Here is a 17,742-nt window from a genome sequence, read left to right on the forward strand (position 1 = left end):
GGGCCGCCTCCGCCGTTTAGCGGAGGTTGCCGGTATGCCCCAGGCTGTAGCGCCCGGGTTGCGGCCAGACCGTCAGGCCGTGCGGTTCCCGTCCCGCCTTCACGCGCAGCACGCTGCCGTCGGTGGTGTCGAAGCGGTAGATCTCGTTGTCGTAGCGGCCGGACAGCCACAGGTAGCGGCCATCGGCACTGACGTTGCCCATGTCGGGACTGCCGCCGCCCGGAATCGTCCACGTGGCTCGCACGGTCTCGGTGGCGAAGTCCATCACGGACACGCTGCCGTTGCCGCGCGGCCGGCCGCGGATGCGGTTGCTGCCGCGGTTGGCCACGTACAGCAGCTTGCCGTCGCGGCTGGGATACAGGCCGTGCGCGCCGGTGCCGGTCGGAATGAAGCCGACCTGGCGGAAGGTGGCGAAGTCCACCACGTGCACCCCGTCGGACACCATGTCGGCGACGTAGAAGCGTTTGCCGTCGGGCGAGACCCGGATGTCCTGCGGCATCGGCATGGCGCTGATGATCGTCTGGCGCGGCACGACCGGATCGACCATCTTGCGCGGCTTGCGCCCGGGCTTGCTGAGCGCCTGCAGCACCTCCGGCCGGTCGAAGTAGCGTGACAGCTGGATGGTGCCGACCACCCTGCGGTTCACGAGGTCGATCTTGGTCAGCGCGCCGCCGAATTCGCACGTGAACAGCGCGTGGCTGCCGTCGATCGAGAAATCCGCATGGTTGATGCCGGCGCAGTCCGGCGTCTCGATCGAGTACTGCAGCTTCATCGTCTTCGCGTCGCGGAAGTCGAGCCGGCGGTACGCCTCGGCAACGACGATGGCGTAGCGGCCGTCGGGCGACCAGTACATGTTGTACGGGTCGTCGACGGGAATCGAGGGTCCCGGCTTGCCGGTCAGCGGGTCGATCGGCGTCAGGCTGCCGTCGGTGCGGCCTTCCGCGTTGTTCGCGACCCAGAGGATCTTCAGGTCCCACGAGGGCACGATGTGCTGCGGATGCACGCCGACGCGGAACTTGTCGACCACGGCGAGCGTGGCCGGGTCGATCACCCACACGCTGTTTTCCGAGCGGTTGGGCACGTAGATGCGCTCGAGGTGGCCCGCCACCGCGGGCGACAGCTTTCCGGCCACCGTTTCGCTGTATAGGTTGCTCGGGTCGGGCACGGCGGGCATGCCGGGCACGGTGGCCACGGCGGACGCGCGCGCCGCGGTTTGCCCGAAGGCGGACGGAAGGATCGCCGCGGCGGCGAAGGCGATGCACAGGACGCGCAGAAGGCTCACTGGAACTCCTTTGTGTTCTACCGGCGCGCGCCCACCGACTGGCGGATCGCGGCCACGGCCTTGTCGACGATCAGGTCCACGCCCTTTTGCCCCAGGGCCGCCGAGGCGCGCGACGGGTCGCCGGCAACGCCGGTCTGCGGCGAGGCTTCGTGCAGGCGCTGCATGCGCACCAGCGACGCGTCGACCGCGAGCATAAGCGAGGTATCGGCCAGGCCGGCGTGCGTGCCGACCTGCGCCTGCGACATTCCTTCTGCGCGCAACAGCTGCGGGTAATCCGTGGCCGCCGCCTGGTAATAAGCCGCCGCGTGGTGCACCCGCGCGCCGCCGCCGGCCCACTCGCGATTGAGCCGCTCGCTGAGCTGGCGCAGCAGCGGCTGGTAATCGCCGGAGTCACCGAGCAGCACGATGTCGCGAAAGCCATGCTGGCGCAGGCTGCGTGCCGCCCCGGCGAGCACGCCGGTGAAGGCCTCCGCCGACACCGAGATCGTGCCGGGAAAGCGCATGTGCCCGGCGGGCTCCGGCACGTAGGCCATCACCGGCGCCACCAGCGTGCGGCCAAGTTGCGCCGCGATGCGCTCGGCCAAACGGGCCACCCGCACGTTGTGCTTGCCCAACGCCATGTGGGGGCCGTTCTGCTCGGTGCCGCCGATCGGGATCACGATGGTGGTGCTGCCGCCGTCGATCGCTTCGCGCACTTCCGGCCAGGTCATGCCGTCGAGCTGAGGGCCCGCTGCCGCGCACGGCATCGCGAAGCCTGCGAGCCCCAGGACAAGGGCGGCAGCGGCGAGGGCGGGACCGGGTTTCACGCGGTGGACTATCGTGCCGTTCTCATTCGACCGTCACGCTCTTGGCCAGGTTGCGCGGCTTGTCGACGTCCGTGCCCCTTGCCAGCGCCGTGTGGTACGCCAGCAGCTGCAGCGGCACCACGTGCAGCAGCGGGCTGAGCGTGCCGTAATGTTCCGGCATGCGGATCACGTGCACGCCTTCGCTGCTTTCGATGCGGCTGTCGGCGTCGGCCAGCACGTAGAGCACGCCGCCGCGCGCACGCACTTCCTGCATGTTGCTCTTAAGCTTTTCCAGGAGGGCATCGTTGGGCGCGACGGTCACCACCGGCATCTCGCTGGTGACCAGCGCCAGCGGCCCGTGCTTCAGCTCGCCGGCCGGGTAGGCCTCGGCGTGGATGTAGCTGATCTCCTTGAGCTTGAGCGCGCCTTCCAGCGCGATCGGGTAGTGCATGCCCCGTCCGAGGAACAGCGCGTTCTCCTTGTTGGCGAAGTCCTCGGCCCAGCTGATCACCTGCGGCTCCAGCGCCAGCACCGCCTGCAACGCGGTCGGCAGGTGGCGCATCGCCTTGAGGTGTTCCGCTTCCTGCGTTTCCGTCAGGTGGCCGCGCACCTGCGCCAGCGCCAGCGTCAGCAGGAACAGGCCGGCGAGCTGCGTGGTGAAGGCCTTGGTCGATGCGACGCCGATCTCCACGCCGGCGCGCGTGATGTACGCCAGCTTGCACTCGCGCACCATGGCCGAAGTGGAGACGTTGCAGACCGTCAGCGTGTGCTCCATGCCGAGCGAGCGCGCGTGCTTGAGCGCGGCCAGCGTGTCGGCGGTCTCGCCGGACTGGCTGATGGTGACCACCAGCGAGCGCGGGTTGGGCACGCTTTCGCGGTAGCGGTACTCGCTGGCGATCTCCACCTGCGTCGGAATTTTCGCCAGGCTTTCCAGCCAGTACTTGGCGGTGCAGCCGCTGTAGTAGCTGGTGCCGCAGGCCAGGATCAGCACCGAGTCCACCTCCTTGAAGACGCGGTGCGCGCCGTCGCCGAACAGTTCGGCCGTGACGCTCTCCACGCCCTGCAGCGTGTCGGCGATTGCGCGCGGCTGCTCGAAGATCTCCTTCTGCATGTAGTGGCGGTAGGGCCCCAGCTCCGCCGCGCCGCTGTGCGCCTGCACGGTCTTCACCGGGCGCGTGACCTGCTTGTGGTTGCGGTCGGCGATCCAGTAGCGTCCCAGCTGCAGGTCGACCACGTCGCCTTCTTCCAGGTACACGATCTGGTCGGTCACGCCGGCCAGCGCCATCGCGTCGCTGGCCAGGAAGTTCTCCTCCTTGCCCACGCCCAGCACCAGCGGTGAGCCCTCGCGGGCGCCGACCACGCGGTGCGGTTCGTCCTTGCAGAACACCGCGATCGCGAAGGCGCCGTGCAGCTGGCGCACGGTGGCCTTGACCGCTTCGAACAGGTCGCCCTCGTACAGGCTGTCGACCAGGTGCGCGATCACCTCGGTGTCGGTCTGGCTGGTGAAGCGATAGCCCCTGGCCTTGAGCGCGGCGCGCAGTTCGTCGTGGTTCTCGATGATGCCGTTGTGCACCAGCGCGATCCGGCCGGGCCCGGAGGCGGCGTGCTCGCCGGGCCCGTGGCTGAAGTGCGGGTGCGCGTTGTGCACTGCCGGCGCGCCGTGCGTGGCCCAGCGCGTGTGGGCGATGCCGGTGCCGCCGTGGATGTTTTCGGACTCCACCTGCGCCATCAGTTCGGCCACCCGCGCGGTGCTGCGCGCGCGCTTCAGGCCATCGGCATAGACGGCGACCCCGCAGGAGTCGTAGCCGCGGTACTCCAGGCGCTGCAGGCCCTGGACCAGGATGGGGACGATGTTGCGCGTGGAAACCGCGCCGACGATACCGCACATGGGCACACCTCAGAGGCTGGGAATGGAGCGACTGTAGGCGCACACTAGCGGAATATGTTTGCTGAATGTCCTCATAACTGAACGATCATTTCACCCGGATCATGGTTTGCAATAAACTTCCATAATGCCAGCAGAATTAGCACTAGATTCCACGGATTTGGCCCTGCTCACCCAGATGCAGGACGACAGCGCCCTGAGCAACCAGGACCTGGCCGCCCGGGTCCACATCTCGCCGGCAACCTGCCTGCGGCGGGTGAAGCGGCTGCGCGAGGCCGGCCTGGTCGAGCGGGAGATGGCCATCCTGAATCCGCAGCGGATGGCCGAGTCCCTCGGGCACGGATTGGAGGCAGTGGTGGAAGTCTCGCTCGACCGCCAGGGCAGCGAGGAACAGGACGCCTTCGAGCTGCGGGTGGTCGAGGACGACGCAGTGCAGCAGTGCTACCGCGTCTCGCCCGGGCCGGACTTCATCCTCGTGGTGCATGCGCGCGACATGCAGGACTACCTGGCGCTCTCGCAGCGGCTGTTCACCAGCGACGCGAACGTGCGCAACGTCAAGGCCTTCTTCTCGGTGAAGCGGGCGAAGTTCCGCCCGCGGATCCCGGTGCCCAGGCGCGGCTGACGCGCCTACTTCGGCTTCTTCTTCGGCCGCTCCCAGTTCGCCAGGCTCACCTGCCTGGCGCGCGCCACCGTCAGCACGCCGGGTTCGGTGTTCTTGTTGATCACGGAGCCGGCGCCTATGGTGCCGCCCCTGGCCACCGTCACGGGCGCGACCAGCACGCAGTTGCTGCCCACGTGCACGTCGGCCTCGATCACGGTGCGGCTCTTGTTGGCGCCGTCGTAGTTGGCGGTGATGCTGCCGGCGCCGTAGTTCACGCGCTCGCCGACGACCGAGTCGCCCAGGTAGGCCAGGTGATTGGCCTTGGCGCCGCGCGCCATGCTGGAGTTCTTCACTTCCACGAAGTTGCCGATGTGCACCTCGGGCCCGAGCTGCGCGCCCGGACGCAGCCGCGCGAACGGCCCCACCAGCGCGCCCTCGCCGATCTCCACGCCGGCCTGTTCGCCGTCGATGTGGGTGAAGCCGTGGATCACCGCGTTGTCGGCGATGCGCGCGTTGGCGATCACGCAGTTGGGGCCGATGCGCACGTTGCTGCCCAGGCTGACCTGGCCCTCGAAGACGCAGTTGACGTCGATGTCCACGTCCTGCCCGCAGGCGAGCGTGCCCCGCAGGTCGAAGCGCGCCGGATCCGCGAGGCGCACGCCCTGCTCCATCAGCGCGCGCCTGCCGCAGCTGGAAGGCGCGTTCCAGTTCCGCCAGCTGCAGCGGGCTGTTGACGCCGTCCACTTCCACCTGCTCGCCGGCGGGCGAGGCGACCACCTCGCAGCCGTCGGCCACCGCGAACTTCACGATGTCGGTCAGGTAGTACTCCTTCTGCGCGTTGTCGTTCTTCAGGCGGGCGAGCCACGCCTTCAGGCGGGCGGAGGGCACGGCCATGAAGCCGGTGTAGACCTCGCGCAGGGCGCGCTGCGCCTCGCTGGCGTCCTTGTGTTCGACGATCGCCTGCACCGCCTCGCCCTTGCGCACGATGCGGCCGTAGCCCGTGGGGTCGGCCATCTCCACGGTGAGCAGCGCAAGGCGCTCCCCCGCACTTGTCCACCAGCGCCTGCAGCGTCTGCGGCCGGATCAGCGGCACGTCGCCATTGAGGATCAGCGCGATGCCGTCATCGGGCAGCACCGGCACGACCTGCTGCACCGCATGGCCGGTCCCCAGCTGCGGCTCCTGCCGCACGAAGTCCGGCGCCGGCTGCCCGGCGGCCCCGGCCGACTGGCGCAGCCAGCCTTCCACGTCCTCGGCGCCGTGGCCGGTGATCACGATGGTCCGGCGCGCCTGCAGGGCGCGGGCGGTCTCCATCACGTGCTGGATCAGGGGCCGTCCGGCCAGCTTGTGCAGGACCTTCGCGGTCCGGCTCTTCATGCGCGTGCCCTTGCCCGCCGCCATCACCACCACATCGACTGCTGTCATTCACGTACCCTTCGCACCATGAGGTCGTCGTTCGCCACCCGTTTGCCCTGGATTATCCTTGCGCTCGCCTGTTCGCTGGCGCTGTCCGCCTGCAGCGCCGTCAAGCTGGGCTACAACGCGCTGCCCAGCCTGGCCTACTTCTGGCTGGACGGCTACGTGGACTTCAGCGACGAACAGGCGCCCCGGGTGCGCGACGAGATCGCGAACCTGCACACCTGGCACCGCCAGCAGGAGCTGCCGCGGGTGCTGGAGCTGCTGGCGCGCATGGAGCAACTGGCGCCGGGGAGATCAGCCCGCAGCAGGCCTGCACGGTGGTGGGCGAGCTGCAGCAGCGCATCCGCGCGGTCACGGACCGCATCGAGCCGGGCGCCGTCGCCCTGGCCGCCACCCTGACCGGCCGCGAGCAGCGGCACATGGCCCGCAAGTTCCGCCGCCGCAACGAGACCTTCCAGCAGGACTGGGTGGCCTTGTCGCGTGCCGAACTGGTCGAGAAGCGCTTCGGCCAGGCGCTGGAGCGGGTGGAGACGATCTACGGCCGCCTGGACGATCCGCAGCGCGCGGTGCTGCGCCAGCGGCTGGAGCAGTCGGCGTTCGACCCGGCCCGCACGCTGGGCGAAATGGCAGCGCCGCCAGCAGGACCTGCTGGAAACGGTGCGCCGCATCTCGCAGGGGCGCGGCCTGCCCGAAGCCGAGGCGCGCGCGCGCTGCTGCGCGGCTGGGTGGCGCGCATCGAGAAAGCCCCCGATCCCGCCTACCGCGCCTACCAGGAGACGCTGCTGCAGGAAGGCTGCACGACCTTCGCGCTGGTACACCAGAGCACCACCGCCGCCCAGCGCGAACAGGCCGTGCGCCGGCTGCGCGCCTACCAGCGCGACCTGCGCGACCTGATCGCGCAGCAGCCGTGAGCGGCACCGCTTCGGGCACGGCCCTGGTCTGGCGCCTGGGCGCCGCCACCACGCTGGTGGTGAGCGGCTTTGCCATGATCGGCCCCGTGCTGGCCGTGCTGCTGCAGCAGGCCGGCCACGGCACGGCCTTCATCGGCGCCTTTTCCATGCTGCCCTTCCTGATGGTGGGCCTGCTGATGCCGGTGATGCCGCGGTTGCTGGCGCACTGGGGCACACTGCGCACCTACCGCAGCGGCGCGGCGCTGCAGCTGGCGGGCGTGCTCGGTTACGCGCTGTCCGACTCCATGCTGGTGTGGGCCGTGGGTTCGATCGTCGGGGGCGTCGGCGCCGCGGCCCTGTGGAACACCACGGAAGCGCTGCTCGCCGAGGAAGCGCCGGCCGCCATGCGCGGGCGCGTCATGGGCCTGTACCAGACGGCGCTGGGCGGCGCCCTGGCGCTCGGCCCCTTCCTGCCCGGGTTGCTGCGGCTCGATGCGGGCAGCGCGCTCTGGCTGGCGGTGGGGATGCTGGGGGCGGCGCTGCTGCTGGGACTCACCGCGCCGGCGCACGAGCCGCGCGCAACCGGCCACGCGCCCACCGGCACCTGGCACGCGCTGCGCATGGTGCCCTGGCTGGCGCTGCTTGCGTTCTGCGGCGGCGTGTTCGAAGCCGGCCTCGGCGCCGTCGGCGCCGCGCACGCCTCCGAGTCCGGACTGAGCCTGCGGGCCGCGGCCAGCGTCGCCGGCGCGATCGGTGTCGGCAGCTTCCTGCTGCAATACCCCGCGGGCTGGGCGGCCGACCGCTACGCCATGCGCAGCGTGTTCAGCGGCGCGGCGCTGGCGCTGCTGGCCGCCAGCCTCGCGATGGCATTCGCGGGCCATGCGCCGTGGCTGCTGTGGGTGTCGGGCCTGGTGTGGGGCGGCGTCGGCGGCGCGCTCTACACGCTGACCATGGTGCAGGTCGCGCACGCCTTCGACGGGCGTGCCACCGCCGGCGGCGCGGCCGCCATGATCACGGGCTACACGTGGGGTGGGACGCTCGGGCCGGTGGCCAGCGGCTCCGCCCTGCAGGGCGGCGGCACGCCGGGACTGGCGCTGTTGCTCGGGGTGCTCGCCCTGGGCGCGCTGGCTGCCGCGCGGCGCGCGGCGCCCGCGTGAATCAGCGCTCGCCCTTGGAGTGCGACTTGCCTTCGCGCTCCGCCTCGTCCAGGTCCTTCGCCTCGGACTCGGAGCGCGGGCCTGGCGGCCTCGGCATCCGACTCGACGTCCGCCTTCTCCAGGTACTCCTTGATGTCCTTCTGGTAGTTGCGGGTGGCGGTGTAGCTGCCTTCACCCTCGACCTGCCCGCCGCCTTGCGACTGGAAATCGGTGGCTCCGGCGCGCTGCTGCTGCGGGTCGCTGTCGCGCTGCGGCTGCTGCTGCAGGATGCGCGGCACGGGCTTGTCGCTGGACTTCTCGTCGGGCATGAATCGCTCTCCTCGTGGATGCGGCGTGGATGTCGCGCCGCCTGTCCAGCCTAGAAAGCGGCCCCGGCCGCCGGTGTCGTCCGCGTCGTCCGGGGCGTGTCGGCTCGCGCCTACAGGTGGCTCAGCCGCGGAGCGCGCGATCAGCCCTGCAGCGCCGCCCACATCTCCTTGTCGCGCTCCGCCGTCCACACGCGCGGGTTCTTGATGCCCTTGGCTTCGTCGTAGGCGCGGCTCACGTCGAAAGGCAGGCAGTGTTCGTAGATGAACACCTGGCCGAACACCGGGTCCATGGACTTGCGCGTGTGCGCCATCGCGGCCTTCAGATCCATGTTGGCGGCGGCCGCTTCCTTGCCGCAGCGAAACAGCGTCTCGACCCACTGCTTCGTGTAGTCGAGCGCGCGGTTCACCTCCGCGTTGCCCTTCATGGCCTCGCCGCGGCCCGGCACCAGCGCCTCGGCCTTCAGCGCACGCAGCGCTTCCAGCGTGGTGGGCCATTCCTCCAGCTGCGCGTCGCCGGTGTAGACGCCGGCGTTGTATTCGACCAGGTCGCCGGAGAACAGCACCTTCTCCTCCTGCACCCAGGCGATGGTGTCGCCGCGCGTGTGGCCGGGGCCGGGCGACCAGATCTGCACCTTCACGCCGCCGAGGTCCACGGTCAGCTTGCCCGGCTTCTCGCCGCGCGCGGCGTCGCCGCCGCCGATCACCATGGTCGGCCAGGTGAGGCCCGGCACCGACTCGGCATTGCGGAACAGGCGCGGGAAACGGTCCATCTCCGACTGCATGTCTTCCTTGCCGCGCTCCACGATCAGCTCGTAGGTGCCCTGGCTGGCGATGATCTCGGTCGCGCCCTCGTCGAAGTAGGCGCTGGCGCCCAGCACGCGCACCGCGTGGTAGTGCGTGAGAAGCACGTACTTGATCGGCTTGTCGCTGACCGTGCGGATGCGGGCGATCAGGTCGCGCGCCATCGCGGGCGTGGCCGTCGCGTCGCTCACCATGATGTAGCTGTCGCCGATGATGACGCCGGAGTTGGGGTCGCCTTCGGCGGTGTACGCCCAGCAGTGCGGGGACAGCTGCTCGAAGGTGATCTTCTTGTCGGCCAGGTCGGCCTGGCTCGCGAAGGCTTTGCTCATGGGGATCCTGCTGGCGCGTCGGGGGAAGCGCGAATCTTGGGAAAGCGAATCTTACCTAGCGCAACGCATTACGCATTGTTGAACGCAGGCGCCAGCCAGCGCAGCGCCTGCGCCACCAGCCGGTCCACGTGCTCGGTGCCGTCGAGCACCTGCACGCCCGGCTCGTCGCGCGGCGGCTCCAGCGCCTCGAACTGGCGGCCGACATGGCTGGGCGGATAGAACTGGTCGGTGCGCGCGGCAGCCCGCTCCATGGCCTGGTGCGGCGACAGCGCCAGGTAGGCGAAGCGCAGCGCGGGCACGGCGGCCCGCAGCGCATCGCGTTCCGAACGGCGCAGCGCGGGCCAGACCAGCACGGCGCCGGCGGGCTGGGCACGCAGGGCTTCGGCCACGCGCCCGGTCCAGTCCTCGCGGTCGTGCGCGTCCAGGGCCGCGCCCCGGCGCACCTTCTCGATATCGCTGTCCGGATGGAGGTCGTCGCCTTCCAGCAGCGGCAGGCCCAGGCGTTCGGCCAGTTGTGCCGCCACCAGGGTCTTGCCGCAGCCGGCGACCCCATCACCACGACATGCAGCGGGGGAGTCGGCTCGGGCGAAGGCATGCCCGATTATGTCGGGCGCCCGCGCGCCGCGGGGGTCAGCCGACCAGCCCGGGCGGGCGCCGCACCGGCAGCGCGCGGCCGCCGCCGCCCAGCGCCGCCCAGCCCAGGTGGGCCAGGCCGGTGCCCAGCCTGCCCAGCGCGGCCAGCGCCAGTCCCAGGGCCAGGCGCAGGTCGGCCAGCGGCTGCAGCACGATGCCCGGGTTCAGGCGCGGCCGCGCGGCCGCGGCCAGCACCGGCGCGAACACCGGGTCCCACGCGAAGTAGGAGGCGCCGCTGGCGTTCCAGGCTTCGAGCACGATGCGCTGGCCGGCGCGCACGTACATCGAGCGGCCCACCTGCAGCACGTGGTCGCCGCCGTCGAAGGGCGTGCAGCCGTGCGGGCCGTCCAGCGTGGCCCACACGCGGCCATGGGCCACGCGCAGGATGCCGTCGGTCGCGGGACGCAGGGTGACCGCGCGGCCGCGGACCAGCTTCCACGTCCCCGGCAGTGCCGTGACGGGCGCGGAGGTGAGGATCTGGGCGACGGAGGGGGCGGTCATGGTGGGCTCCAGCGATGGCTTTTCGGAATGGAATGATCTGTCACGCCCGCTTGGCGGTCCAATGAAATCCGGCTACGCTATTGATTCCCGAAACGCATCAATCCAGGCGCGCGCCATGCAGCACTCGCAGACCCACCTGCGCACCCGTCCGATCTCCGCCGGCCACCTGCGGGCCTTCGAGGCCGTGGCGCGGCACCTCAATTTCCGCGCGGCGGCCGAGGAGATGGCGCTGACGCAGTCCGCGGTCAGCCGCCAGATCCAGTCGCTGGAAGAAGAGGTGGGCGTGAGCCTGTTCCTGCGGCACACGCGGGCGGTGGAACTGACGAGCGCCGGCGCGCAGCTGCTGATGGCGGTGTCGCAGTCGCTGCCGCGCATCGACGGCGCCGTGCGCCAGATCCGCCAGAGCGCGGGACGCCGCTCGGTGTCGCTGACCACCTTCGCGTCCTTCGCCTCGATGTGGCTGATCCCGCGGCTGGAGCAGTTCCAGCGCGACCACCCGGACATCGACATCCGCATCGACGCCAGCGACAACACGCTGGACCTGGAGATCGCCGACGTCGACATGGCCTTGCGCTACGGGCCGATGGCCTCCATGCCGCCGCAGGCGATCCGCATGTTCGGCGAACAGCTGACGCCGGTGGTGAGCCCCTGGCTGCTGAAGGCCGGCCAGGCGATCGCGAAGCCGGCCGACGTGGCGCAGTTCGCGCTGATCGAGGCGGGGGATGCGCACCAGACGCACCTGGAGTGGCTGACCTGGCGGCGCTGGTTCGACGAGCATGGCCTGTCCAAGCTGCAGCCCAAGCGCTGGCTCTATTTCAACTACGCCTACCAGATGGTGCAGGCGGCGCTGACCGGCCAGGGCGTCGTGCTGGCGCGCCTGCCGCTGGTGGCCGAGAGCCTGGCCAACGGCGACCTGATCGAACCCCTGCCGAAGCTGCGCATGGACTCGCCCATGGCCTACTGGCTCATCATCGGACCGCGCAGCCCGCAACGGCCGGAAATCCGCGACTTCTGCGAATGGCTGATGGCGCAAAGCCGCATCACGCGGCAGACGATCGGGGAAGTGCCGGATCCGGACACGGTGGACGACATCGATTGACTAGTCGTCGTCGAGCGACATCGGCCACACCACCCCCAGCTCGTTCAACACGGCATCCAGCGGCACGTCGTGCGCCTCCGGCTCCAGGTTGGGCAGGAAGCCCTGCGCGAAGCCCAGCCCGACGGTGTAGGGCTTGGGCTTCAGCTGAGCCAGCGTGCGGTCGTAGAAGCCCCCGCCGTAGCCCAGCCGGTAGCCGCCCACGCCGTAACCGACGCACGGCACGAACAGCAAGGTGGGCACCACCACCTCGGTGTCTTTCGGCTTCGGAATGCCGTAGGCGTCTTCTTCCATCGGGCATCCGGGGAACCATGCGTGGAACTTCAGTGTCTGATGAAGCTTGTCCACCACCGGCAGCCCGATGCGGCGCAATTGCGGTTCGTCCAGCAGTTCGCCGTCTTCCTTCCACCGGTGGAGCGCGGGCAGCGGATCGAACTCGCCCTTGATCGGCCAGTACGCGCCGATGACGGTGTCGGTCCGCCCCACCAGCCAGATGCGCATCACCTGCTGCAATAAATCGCCGCGGCGTAGGCGGTCCGGCATCTTCAGGCGTTGTTCGATGAGCTGCTTGCGCAAGGCCCTTTTTTCTTCCGACCTGTCCATAATTTCCCGATGAAGTTGAGATCGATTCTGGCATCCCTGGCCGTCGTCCTCGTGGGCTGCGTGCAGGCGCAGCCGCCGAACCCGGCGCGCGACGACGTGATCCTGGAGATGCAGAAGGCCTTCCAGGGGGCAACAAGGCCCGGCTGGCCCAGCTGCTGCCCCTGGCGCAGGGCCACGCCCTGGAGCCCTGGGCCGCCTACTGGGAGCTGCGTTCCCGCATCGACACGGCCACCCCGCAGGAAATCCAGCAGTTCCTGGCCAAGTACCAGGGCACCTACCAGGAAGACCGGCTGCGCAACGACTGGCTGCTGATGCTGGGCCAGCGGCGCGACTGGGACACTTTCGCCCAGGAATACCCCAAGTTCCGCATGAGGGACGACCGCGAGGTGCGCTGCTACGGCCTGCTGGTGCAGGCCCTGCGCGACGGCAGCGCCGTCGCCGCCGTCTCGGACGAGGTGCGCCGCAACTGGCTGGCCCAGCGCGACGCCGACGACGGCTGCACGCTGGCCGCCGCCAGCCTGCTCGGCACCCAGGGCCTGGCGCCGCACCGCCTCACGGCGGCCGACGCCTGGCGCAAGGCGCGCCAGTCGATCGAGGCCGGGCGCCCCCGCGCCGCCGCCGCGGCCCTGGAGATGATCAAGCCGGAAGCCGTGCCGCTGCTCAACGAGCTGAACGCCAGCCCGAGCCGCTTCCTCACCAGCAAGGTGTTCGCCGCCTCGCGCACCCGGCGCGAACTGGTGGGCCTGGCCCTGATCAAGATGGCGGCGAGCGACATCGAGAATGCCGCCGCGCAGCTGGAAGGCAAGTGGGGCCCGCAGCTGCATCCCGAGGAGCGCGACTGGATCTGGGGCGTGATCGGCCGGCAGGCCGCGCAGCGGCTGGTGCCCGACGCCAACGCCTACTTCTCCAAGGTGGAACGCGACAAGCACCTCAACGACGAGCTGCTGGGCTGGAAGGTGCGCGCGGCGCTGCGGGCGCCCAAGGGCACCGACTGGCGCAACGTGCTGGAAGCGGTCAACGCCATGAGCGACGAGGCGAAGGCCGACTCCACCTGGGTGTACTGGAAGGCGCGCGCCCTGCTGGCCGGCAACCGGCCGACCGAGGGGCACCGCGCGGAGGCCGAAAAGCTGCTGCAGTCCATCGCCTCGCCCAAGGGCTTCTACGAGCAGCTGGCGCTGGAGGAACTGGGCCAGAAGATCACCGTTCCGGGCAAGCCCCTGCCGCTGACGGACGAAGAAAGGAAGATGGCACGCCAGGAGCCGGGCCTGAACCGCGCCCTGTACGCGATCGCGCTCGGCCTGCGCGCCGAGGGCAACCGCGAGTGGAACTACACCACCAACCTGCACCGCGCCGGCGGCTTCAACGACCGCGAGCTGCTGGCCGCCGCGCAGTTCGCCTGCGACCGCGAGGTGTGGGACCGCTGCATCAACACCAGCGAACGCACCAAGGCGGAGTTCGATTTCGAGCAGCGCTTCCCCACGCCCTTCCGCGAGTCGGTGGTGCGCCGCAGCCGCGAGATCGGGCTGGACCCGGCCTACGTGTACGGCCTGATCCGGCAGGAAAGCCGCTTCGTGATGGACGCGCGCTCGCACGTGGGCGCCTCGGGCCTGATGCAGGTGATGCCCGCCACCGCCCGCTGGACGGCCAACAAGATCGGACTGAACGGCTTCAAGACCGAGCAGCTGCACGACCGCGACACCAACATCGCCATCGGCACCGGCTACCTGAAGCTGGTGCTGGACGATTTCGCGGGCTCCATGCCCATGGCCGCGGCCGCCTACAACGCGGGGCCGAGCCGGCCGCGCGCGTGGCGCAACGGGCCGGTGCTGGAAGGCGCGGCCTGGGCCGAGAACGTGCCCTTCCAGGAGACGCGGGACTACGTGAAGAAAGTGCTGGCCAACACCACTTTCTACGCCGCGATGCTCACCGGCCAGCCGCAGTCGCTGAAGGCGCGGCTGGGCATGGTCGGCCCGCGCGAGGCCACCCTGCCCGCGCCGAACGGGGAGCTGCCCTGAGCCGATGACCGCCTGGGAGACCATCCAGCAGACCATCGTCGAGGAGTTCTCCGACCTCGGGGACGTCGGACAAGTGACGCAGCTGGTGGTGCGGCTGCTGCTGGCGGCCCTGCTCGGGGGCATGCTGGGGCTCCAGCGTGAACGCCAGGGCAAGCCGGCCGGCATCCGCACGCACATGCTGGTGGCCGCGAGTTCGGCCTTGATCGTGCTCGTTCCGCTGCAGGCCGGGATGTCGGAGGAGGCGGTCAGCCGGGTGGTGCAGGGCCTGCTGGCCGGCGTGGGCTTCGTCTGCGCCGGCGCCATCCTCAAGCTGGAACGGGAAGAACAGGTGCACGGCCTCACCACCGCCGCCGGCGTGTGGATGACGGCGGCCATCGGCATCGCCTGCGGCATGGGCCGGGACCTGACCGCGGCGCTCAGCACGCTGCTGGTGCTGGGCATCCTGGCGCTGGAAGCGCCGATCCGGCGGCTGGGCATCAAGGGCAAGGGCGCGCCGGACGGCGAGTGAGTCATCAATCCCGCCGTGTTTTTGCATCAATGGCGGCGGGCGGGCCGCTAGCATCGCGTAGTTTTCAGCAACGGAGGCGGCGATGCTCACGCTCTACATCGGCAACAAGAACTACTCGTCCTGGTCCATGCGCCCCTGGGTGCTGATGAAGCAGGCGGACATTCCTTTCACCGAGGAGAAGGTGCGCTTCGACGCCTTCGACGCGGGCCCGGAGACCAACTTCAAGCGCACGGTGCTCAAGGTCAACCCTGCGGGCCGCGTGCCGGTGCTGGTGGACGACGGCCTGTGCATCTGGGACACGCTGGCCATCGCCGAATACCTGGCGGAGAAATTCCCGGAGGGCCACCTGTGGCCGCGCGACGTGCAGGCGCGCGCGCGGGCGCGCAGCGTGTGCGCCGAGATGCACTCCGGCTTCACCGCGCTGCGCACGCATTGCCCGATGAACATCGAGGCCTCGCTGCCGCAGGCCGGCGCGCTGGCCTGGCGCGACCACCCGGCCGTGCGCGCCGACGTGCAGCGCCTGGTCGCGATGTGGAGCGAGCTGCTGCAGCAGCAGCACAAGGGACCGATGCTGTTCGGCGAGTTCAGCATCGCCGACGCTTTCTTCGCACCCGTGTGCATGCGCCTGCGCACCTACCAGCTGCCGGTCCCGGGCGTCGTGACCGACTACATCCGGCGCGTCTGCGCCCTGCCGGGCGTGAAGGCCTGGGTGGACGACGCACTGGCGGAACAGGACTTCCTGGACTTCGAGGAGCCGTACCGGACGGGGAGGGGCTAGACTGCCCCCATGCGAACTTTCCGGGTCGGCGGCGCGGTGCGGGATGCCTTGCTCGGGCTGCCGGTGAACGACGAGGACTGGGTGGTGGTGGGCGCCACGCCCGACGACATGATCCTCTCCGGCTTCCTGCCGGTGGGCAAGGACTTCCCGGTCTTCCTGCACCCCGACACGCGCGAGGAATATGCGCTGGCGCGCACCGAGCGCAAGAGCGGCCGCGGCTACCACGGCTTCACCTTCCACACCTCGCCCGACGTCACGCTGGAGGAGGACCTCGCGCGGCGCGACCTCACCATCAACGCGATCGCGCAGGCGGAGGACGGCGCGCTGATCGACCCTTTCGGCGGCCAGCAGGACCTGCGGCGCAAGGTGCTGCGCCACGTGACCGCGGCCTTTCGCGAGGACCCGGTGCGCATCCTGCGCGTCGCGCGCTTCGCCGCCCGCTTCCACGAATTCACGGTCGCGCCGGAAACGCTGGAGCTGATGCGCGAGATGGTGCGCGAGGGCGAGGCCGACCACCTGGTGCCGGAACGCGTCTGGCAGGAGCTGGCGCGCGGCCTCATGGAGGCGCGGCCCTCGCGCATGTTCGAGGTGCTGCGCGAGTGCGGCGCGCTCGCGCGCATCCTGCCCGAGGTCGATCGCCTGTGGGGCGTGCCGCAGCGCGCGGACTACCACCCGGAGGTGGACACCGGCGTGCACAACATGATGGTGCTGGACATGAGCGCGCGCCTGGACGCGCCGCTGCCGGTGCGCTTCGCCTGCCTCACGCACGACCTGGGCAAGGGCACGACTCCGCCCGAGGTGCTGCCCAGGCACATCGGCCACGAGCAGCGCAGCGCCGACCTGCTCAAGAAGCTGTGCAACCGGCTGCGCGTGCCCAACGAATGCCGCGAACTGGCCGACGTGGTCGCGCGCGAACACGGCAACATCCACCGCAGCCAGGAGTTCGGCGCCGCCGCCGTCGTGCGGCTGCTGGAACGCTGCGACGCCTTCCGCAAGCCCGAGCGCTCGGCCAGGTGCTGCTGGCCTGTGAATGCGACGCGCGCGGGCGCCTGGGGATGGAGGAGCAGCCTTATCCGCAGCGCGACCGGCTGCTGTCAGCACTGGCCGCGGCACGGGCCGTCGACACGGCGGTGGTCGCGGCGCAGGCGCGCGACGAAGGCCTGCTGGGTGACGCGATCGGTGATCGCATCCACCACGCGCGCACCCACGCGGTGCAGCACGCGCTTCAGACCAGCAAGGCCAGCGCGGCGTAGTCGCCGACGCGGTCGCCCAGGCCGGCGGGCACCAGCTCGCAGCCATCGGTGAGCGCGGGCAGCTTGCCCCGCAGCTGCGCCTGCAGCAGCGGCAGCAGGTGCTCCTTGTTGTTGGTGAACACGCTGCCGCCCAGGCTGATGCGCTGCAGGTCCAGCACCACGGTGATGTTGTACAGGGCACGGCCCATGATGCGGCACAGCTCGTCCACCTTGGCGATCGCCGCGGCGTCGCCGCCGCGCGCGTGCTGCATCAGCGTGGCGGCGTCGGCGCCGAAGCGGCGCGCCACCGCGTTGCCGGCCACCAGCGCCTCCAGGTCGCCGATGTTGCCGCAGCCGCACAGCGCATCCTCGTTGTCGCTCACGAACATGTGGCCGCCGTGGCCCGCGTTGCCGTTCTTGCCGCGCAGCACGCGACCGTCCACGCACAGGCCCATGCCGACGCCGGTGCTCCAGGTGACGTAGGCGCAGTGCTCGAAGCCCTGCAGCGCGCCCCAGCGGCGCTCGGCCTCCAGCGCGCCTATGCAGTCGTTCTCCACCCGCACGCCTTCGGTGAAGCGGCGGCGCAGCGGCGCTTCCAGCGGCGCCGTCATCCAGTCGTTGGGCAGGCCGCGCGCCGGGCCGGCCAGGCCGCCGCAGATGTTGGGGCTGGCCAGTTCCACCAGGCCCGCGACCAGCACGAAGGGGCCGGCGGAGGACACGCCGGCGCGCTGCACGCGCGAGGGATCGATGCCCGCCTCGCCGCAGGCTTCGTCCACCATGCGGATCACCTGCCGCGCCAGCGCGTCGTTGCTGCCGGTCTTGGCGGTCGGTTCGCTGCGCCTGGCGAGGAGGTCCAGGCCGGCGCCCGTGTTCAGGCTGACCGCCACCTTGGTGCCGCCGATGTCGATGCAGGCTTTCATG

Annotated in this window: 15 protein-coding genes and 3 pseudogenes; 9 read left to right on the forward strand and 9 right to left on the reverse strand. The window is 70.4% G+C overall.

All coding sequences use genetic code 11. The annotated features are described in order from the left end of the window. Positions 1–16: 16 nt before the first annotated feature. Genes HK415_RS15295 through glmS form a run of 3 tightly spaced genes read right to left on the reverse strand, consistent with a single transcriptional unit; the run spans position 17 to position 3,955 of the window. Entirely contained in the window at positions 17–1,282 is a 1,266-nt protein-coding gene (locus HK415_RS15295) for a YncE family protein (RefSeq protein WP_444965408.1), read from the reverse strand. Between the two features lie 17 nt (positions 1,283–1,299). Next, positions 1,300–2,088: a creatininase family protein gene (locus HK415_RS15300; protein WP_309246708.1), complete on the reverse strand. Its 789-nt coding sequence runs from the start codon at positions 2,086–2,088 to the stop codon at positions 1,300–1,302. Positions 2,089–2,110: 22 nt separating this feature from the next. Further along, entirely contained in the window at positions 2,111–3,955 is a 1,845-nt protein-coding gene (gene glmS, locus HK415_RS15305; protein ID WP_171560811.1) for a glutamine--fructose-6-phosphate transaminase (isomerizing), read from the reverse strand. A gap of 124 nt (positions 3,956–4,079) precedes the next feature. Between glmS and HK415_RS15310 the strand changes: the two genes are divergently transcribed. Further along, complete coding sequence (locus HK415_RS15310; RefSeq protein ID WP_171560815.1) at positions 4,080–4,574, forward strand: Lrp/AsnC family transcriptional regulator; 495 nt, start codon at positions 4,080–4,082, stop codon at positions 4,572–4,574. A gap of 5 nt (positions 4,575–4,579) precedes the next feature. Here HK415_RS15310 and glmU read toward each other — a convergent pair. Further along, positions 4,580–5,976: pseudogene (gene glmU, locus HK415_RS15315) on the reverse strand (bifunctional UDP-N-acetylglucosamine diphosphorylase/glucosamine-1-phosphate N-acetyltransferase GlmU). A gap of 18 nt (positions 5,977–5,994) precedes the next feature. Between glmU and HK415_RS15320 the strand changes: the two are divergent. The 3 genes from HK415_RS15320 to HK415_RS15330 are packed head-to-tail and all read left to right on the forward strand — an operon-like array spanning position 5,995 to position 8,017. Further along, on the forward strand, positions 5,995–6,369 hold the full coding sequence (locus HK415_RS15320; RefSeq protein ID WP_171560819.1) for a hypothetical protein: 375 nt from the start codon (positions 5,995–5,997) through the stop codon (positions 6,367–6,369). Beyond that, on the forward strand, positions 6,288–6,881 hold the full coding sequence (locus HK415_RS15325) for a hypothetical protein (protein ID WP_171560822.1): 594 nt from the start codon (positions 6,288–6,290) through the stop codon (positions 6,879–6,881). The genes HK415_RS15320 and HK415_RS15325 overlap by 82 nt, the downstream gene beginning before the upstream one ends. Further along, positions 6,878–8,017, forward strand: a complete 1,140-nt coding sequence (locus HK415_RS15330; RefSeq protein WP_171560826.1) for an MFS transporter — start codon at positions 6,878–6,880, stop codon at positions 8,015–8,017. Before HK415_RS15325 ends, HK415_RS15330 begins: the two co-directional genes overlap by 4 nt. Before the next feature lie 448 nt (positions 8,018–8,465). Here HK415_RS15330 and HK415_RS15335 read toward each other — a convergent pair whose 3' ends face one another. The 3 genes from HK415_RS15335 to HK415_RS15345 all read right to left on the reverse strand — a co-directional run bounded on the left by HK415_RS15335 (position 8,466) and on the right by HK415_RS15345 (position 10,589). Beyond that, positions 8,466–9,455 carry an MBL fold metallo-hydrolase gene (locus HK415_RS15335; protein WP_171560830.1) on the reverse strand — a complete coding sequence of 330 codons (990 nt, stop codon included), beginning with the start codon at positions 9,453–9,455 and terminating at the stop codon, positions 8,466–8,468. Positions 9,456–9,523: 68 nt separating this feature from the next. Then, positions 9,524–10,060, reverse strand: coding sequence for a gluconokinase (locus tag HK415_RS15340; protein ID WP_309246846.1), 537 nt, complete (start codon positions 10,058–10,060; stop codon positions 9,524–9,526). Between the two features lie 25 nt (positions 10,061–10,085). Further along, positions 10,086–10,589 (reverse strand): DUF2917 domain-containing protein, encoded by a 504-nt coding sequence (locus tag HK415_RS15345; RefSeq protein WP_171560837.1) that lies wholly within the window; start codon positions 10,587–10,589, stop codon positions 10,086–10,088. A gap of 115 nt (positions 10,590–10,704) precedes the next feature. Here HK415_RS15345 and HK415_RS15350 point away from each other — a divergent pair, with 115 nt between their 5' ends. Continuing rightward, entirely contained in the window at positions 10,705–11,688 is a 984-nt protein-coding gene (locus HK415_RS15350; protein ID WP_171560840.1) for a LysR substrate-binding domain-containing protein, read from the forward strand. Here HK415_RS15350 and HK415_RS15355 read toward each other — a convergent pair whose 3' ends face one another. Beyond that, positions 11,689–12,288 (reverse strand): 5-formyltetrahydrofolate cyclo-ligase, encoded by a 600-nt coding sequence (locus HK415_RS15355; protein WP_171560844.1) that lies wholly within the window; start codon positions 12,286–12,288, stop codon positions 11,689–11,691. It lies immediately after the preceding gene. A 9-nt stretch (positions 12,289–12,297) separates the two neighbouring features. Here HK415_RS15355 and HK415_RS15360 point away from each other — a divergent pair. The 4 genes and pseudogenes from HK415_RS15360 to HK415_RS15375 all read left to right on the forward strand — a co-directional run bounded on the left by HK415_RS15360 (position 12,298) and on the right by HK415_RS15375 (position 16,842). Then, a pseudogene (locus HK415_RS15360) lies at positions 12,298–14,303 on the forward strand (lytic transglycosylase domain-containing protein). A 4-nt stretch (positions 14,304–14,307) separates the two neighbouring features. Next, entirely contained in the window at positions 14,308–14,811 is a 504-nt protein-coding gene (locus HK415_RS15365; protein WP_171560848.1) for an MgtC/SapB family protein, read from the forward strand. Between the two features lie 82 nt (positions 14,812–14,893). Then, positions 14,894–15,589, forward strand: coding sequence for a glutathione S-transferase family protein (locus HK415_RS15370; protein ID WP_171560852.1), 696 nt, complete (start codon positions 14,894–14,896; stop codon positions 15,587–15,589). 9 nt (positions 15,590–15,598) lie between these two features. After that, positions 15,599–16,842, forward strand: a pseudogene (locus HK415_RS15375) (multifunctional CCA addition/repair protein). On the opposite strand, the gene HK415_RS15380 reads toward HK415_RS15375, so the two are convergent. Further along, positions 16,815–17,741 carry an ROK family protein gene (locus HK415_RS15380; protein ID WP_171560856.1) on the reverse strand — a complete coding sequence of 309 codons (927 nt, stop codon included), beginning with the start codon at positions 17,739–17,741 and terminating at the stop codon, positions 16,815–16,817. The pseudogene HK415_RS15375 and the gene HK415_RS15380 overlap by 28 nt on opposite strands. Position 17,742 lies beyond the last annotated feature (1 nt).

This window comes from Ramlibacter montanisoli, from assembly GCF_013087525.1.
Taxonomy (GTDB): Bacteria; Pseudomonadota; Gammaproteobacteria; order Burkholderiales; family Burkholderiaceae_C; genus Ramlibacter; species Ramlibacter montanisoli.

Bases quoted from the DNA above. Each gene is read 5' to 3' on its own strand.
- HK415_RS15310 (WP_171560815.1), top strand. From the start codon at position 4,080: ATGCCAGCAGAATTAGCACTAGATTCCACGGATTTGGCCCTGCTCACC.
- HK415_RS15380 (WP_171560856.1), bottom strand. From the start codon at position 17,741: ATGAAAGCCTGCATCGACATCGGCGGCACCAAGGTGGCGGTCAGCCTG.
- HK415_RS15320 (WP_171560819.1), top strand. From the start codon at position 5,995: ATGAGGTCGTCGTTCGCCACCCGTTTGCCCTGGATTATCCTTGCGCTC.
- HK415_RS15350 (WP_171560840.1), top strand. From the start codon at position 10,705: ATGCAGCACTCGCAGACCCACCTGCGCACCCGTCCGATCTCCGCCGGC.
- HK415_RS15345 (WP_171560837.1), bottom strand. From the start codon at position 10,589: ATGACCGCCCCCTCCGTCGCCCAGATCCTCACCTCCGCGCCCGTCACG.
- HK415_RS15355 (WP_171560844.1), bottom strand. From the start codon at position 12,288: ATGGACAGGTCGGAAGAAAAAAGGGCCTTGCGCAAGCAGCTCATCGAA.
- HK415_RS15365 (WP_171560848.1), top strand. From the start codon at position 14,308: ATGACCGCCTGGGAGACCATCCAGCAGACCATCGTCGAGGAGTTCTCC.
- glmS (WP_171560811.1), bottom strand. From the start codon at position 3,955: ATGTGCGGTATCGTCGGCGCGGTTTCCACGCGCAACATCGTCCCCATC.
- HK415_RS15335 (WP_171560830.1), bottom strand. From the start codon at position 9,455: ATGAGCAAAGCCTTCGCGAGCCAGGCCGACCTGGCCGACAAGAAGATC.
- HK415_RS15370 (WP_171560852.1), top strand. From the start codon at position 14,894: ATGCTCACGCTCTACATCGGCAACAAGAACTACTCGTCCTGGTCCATG.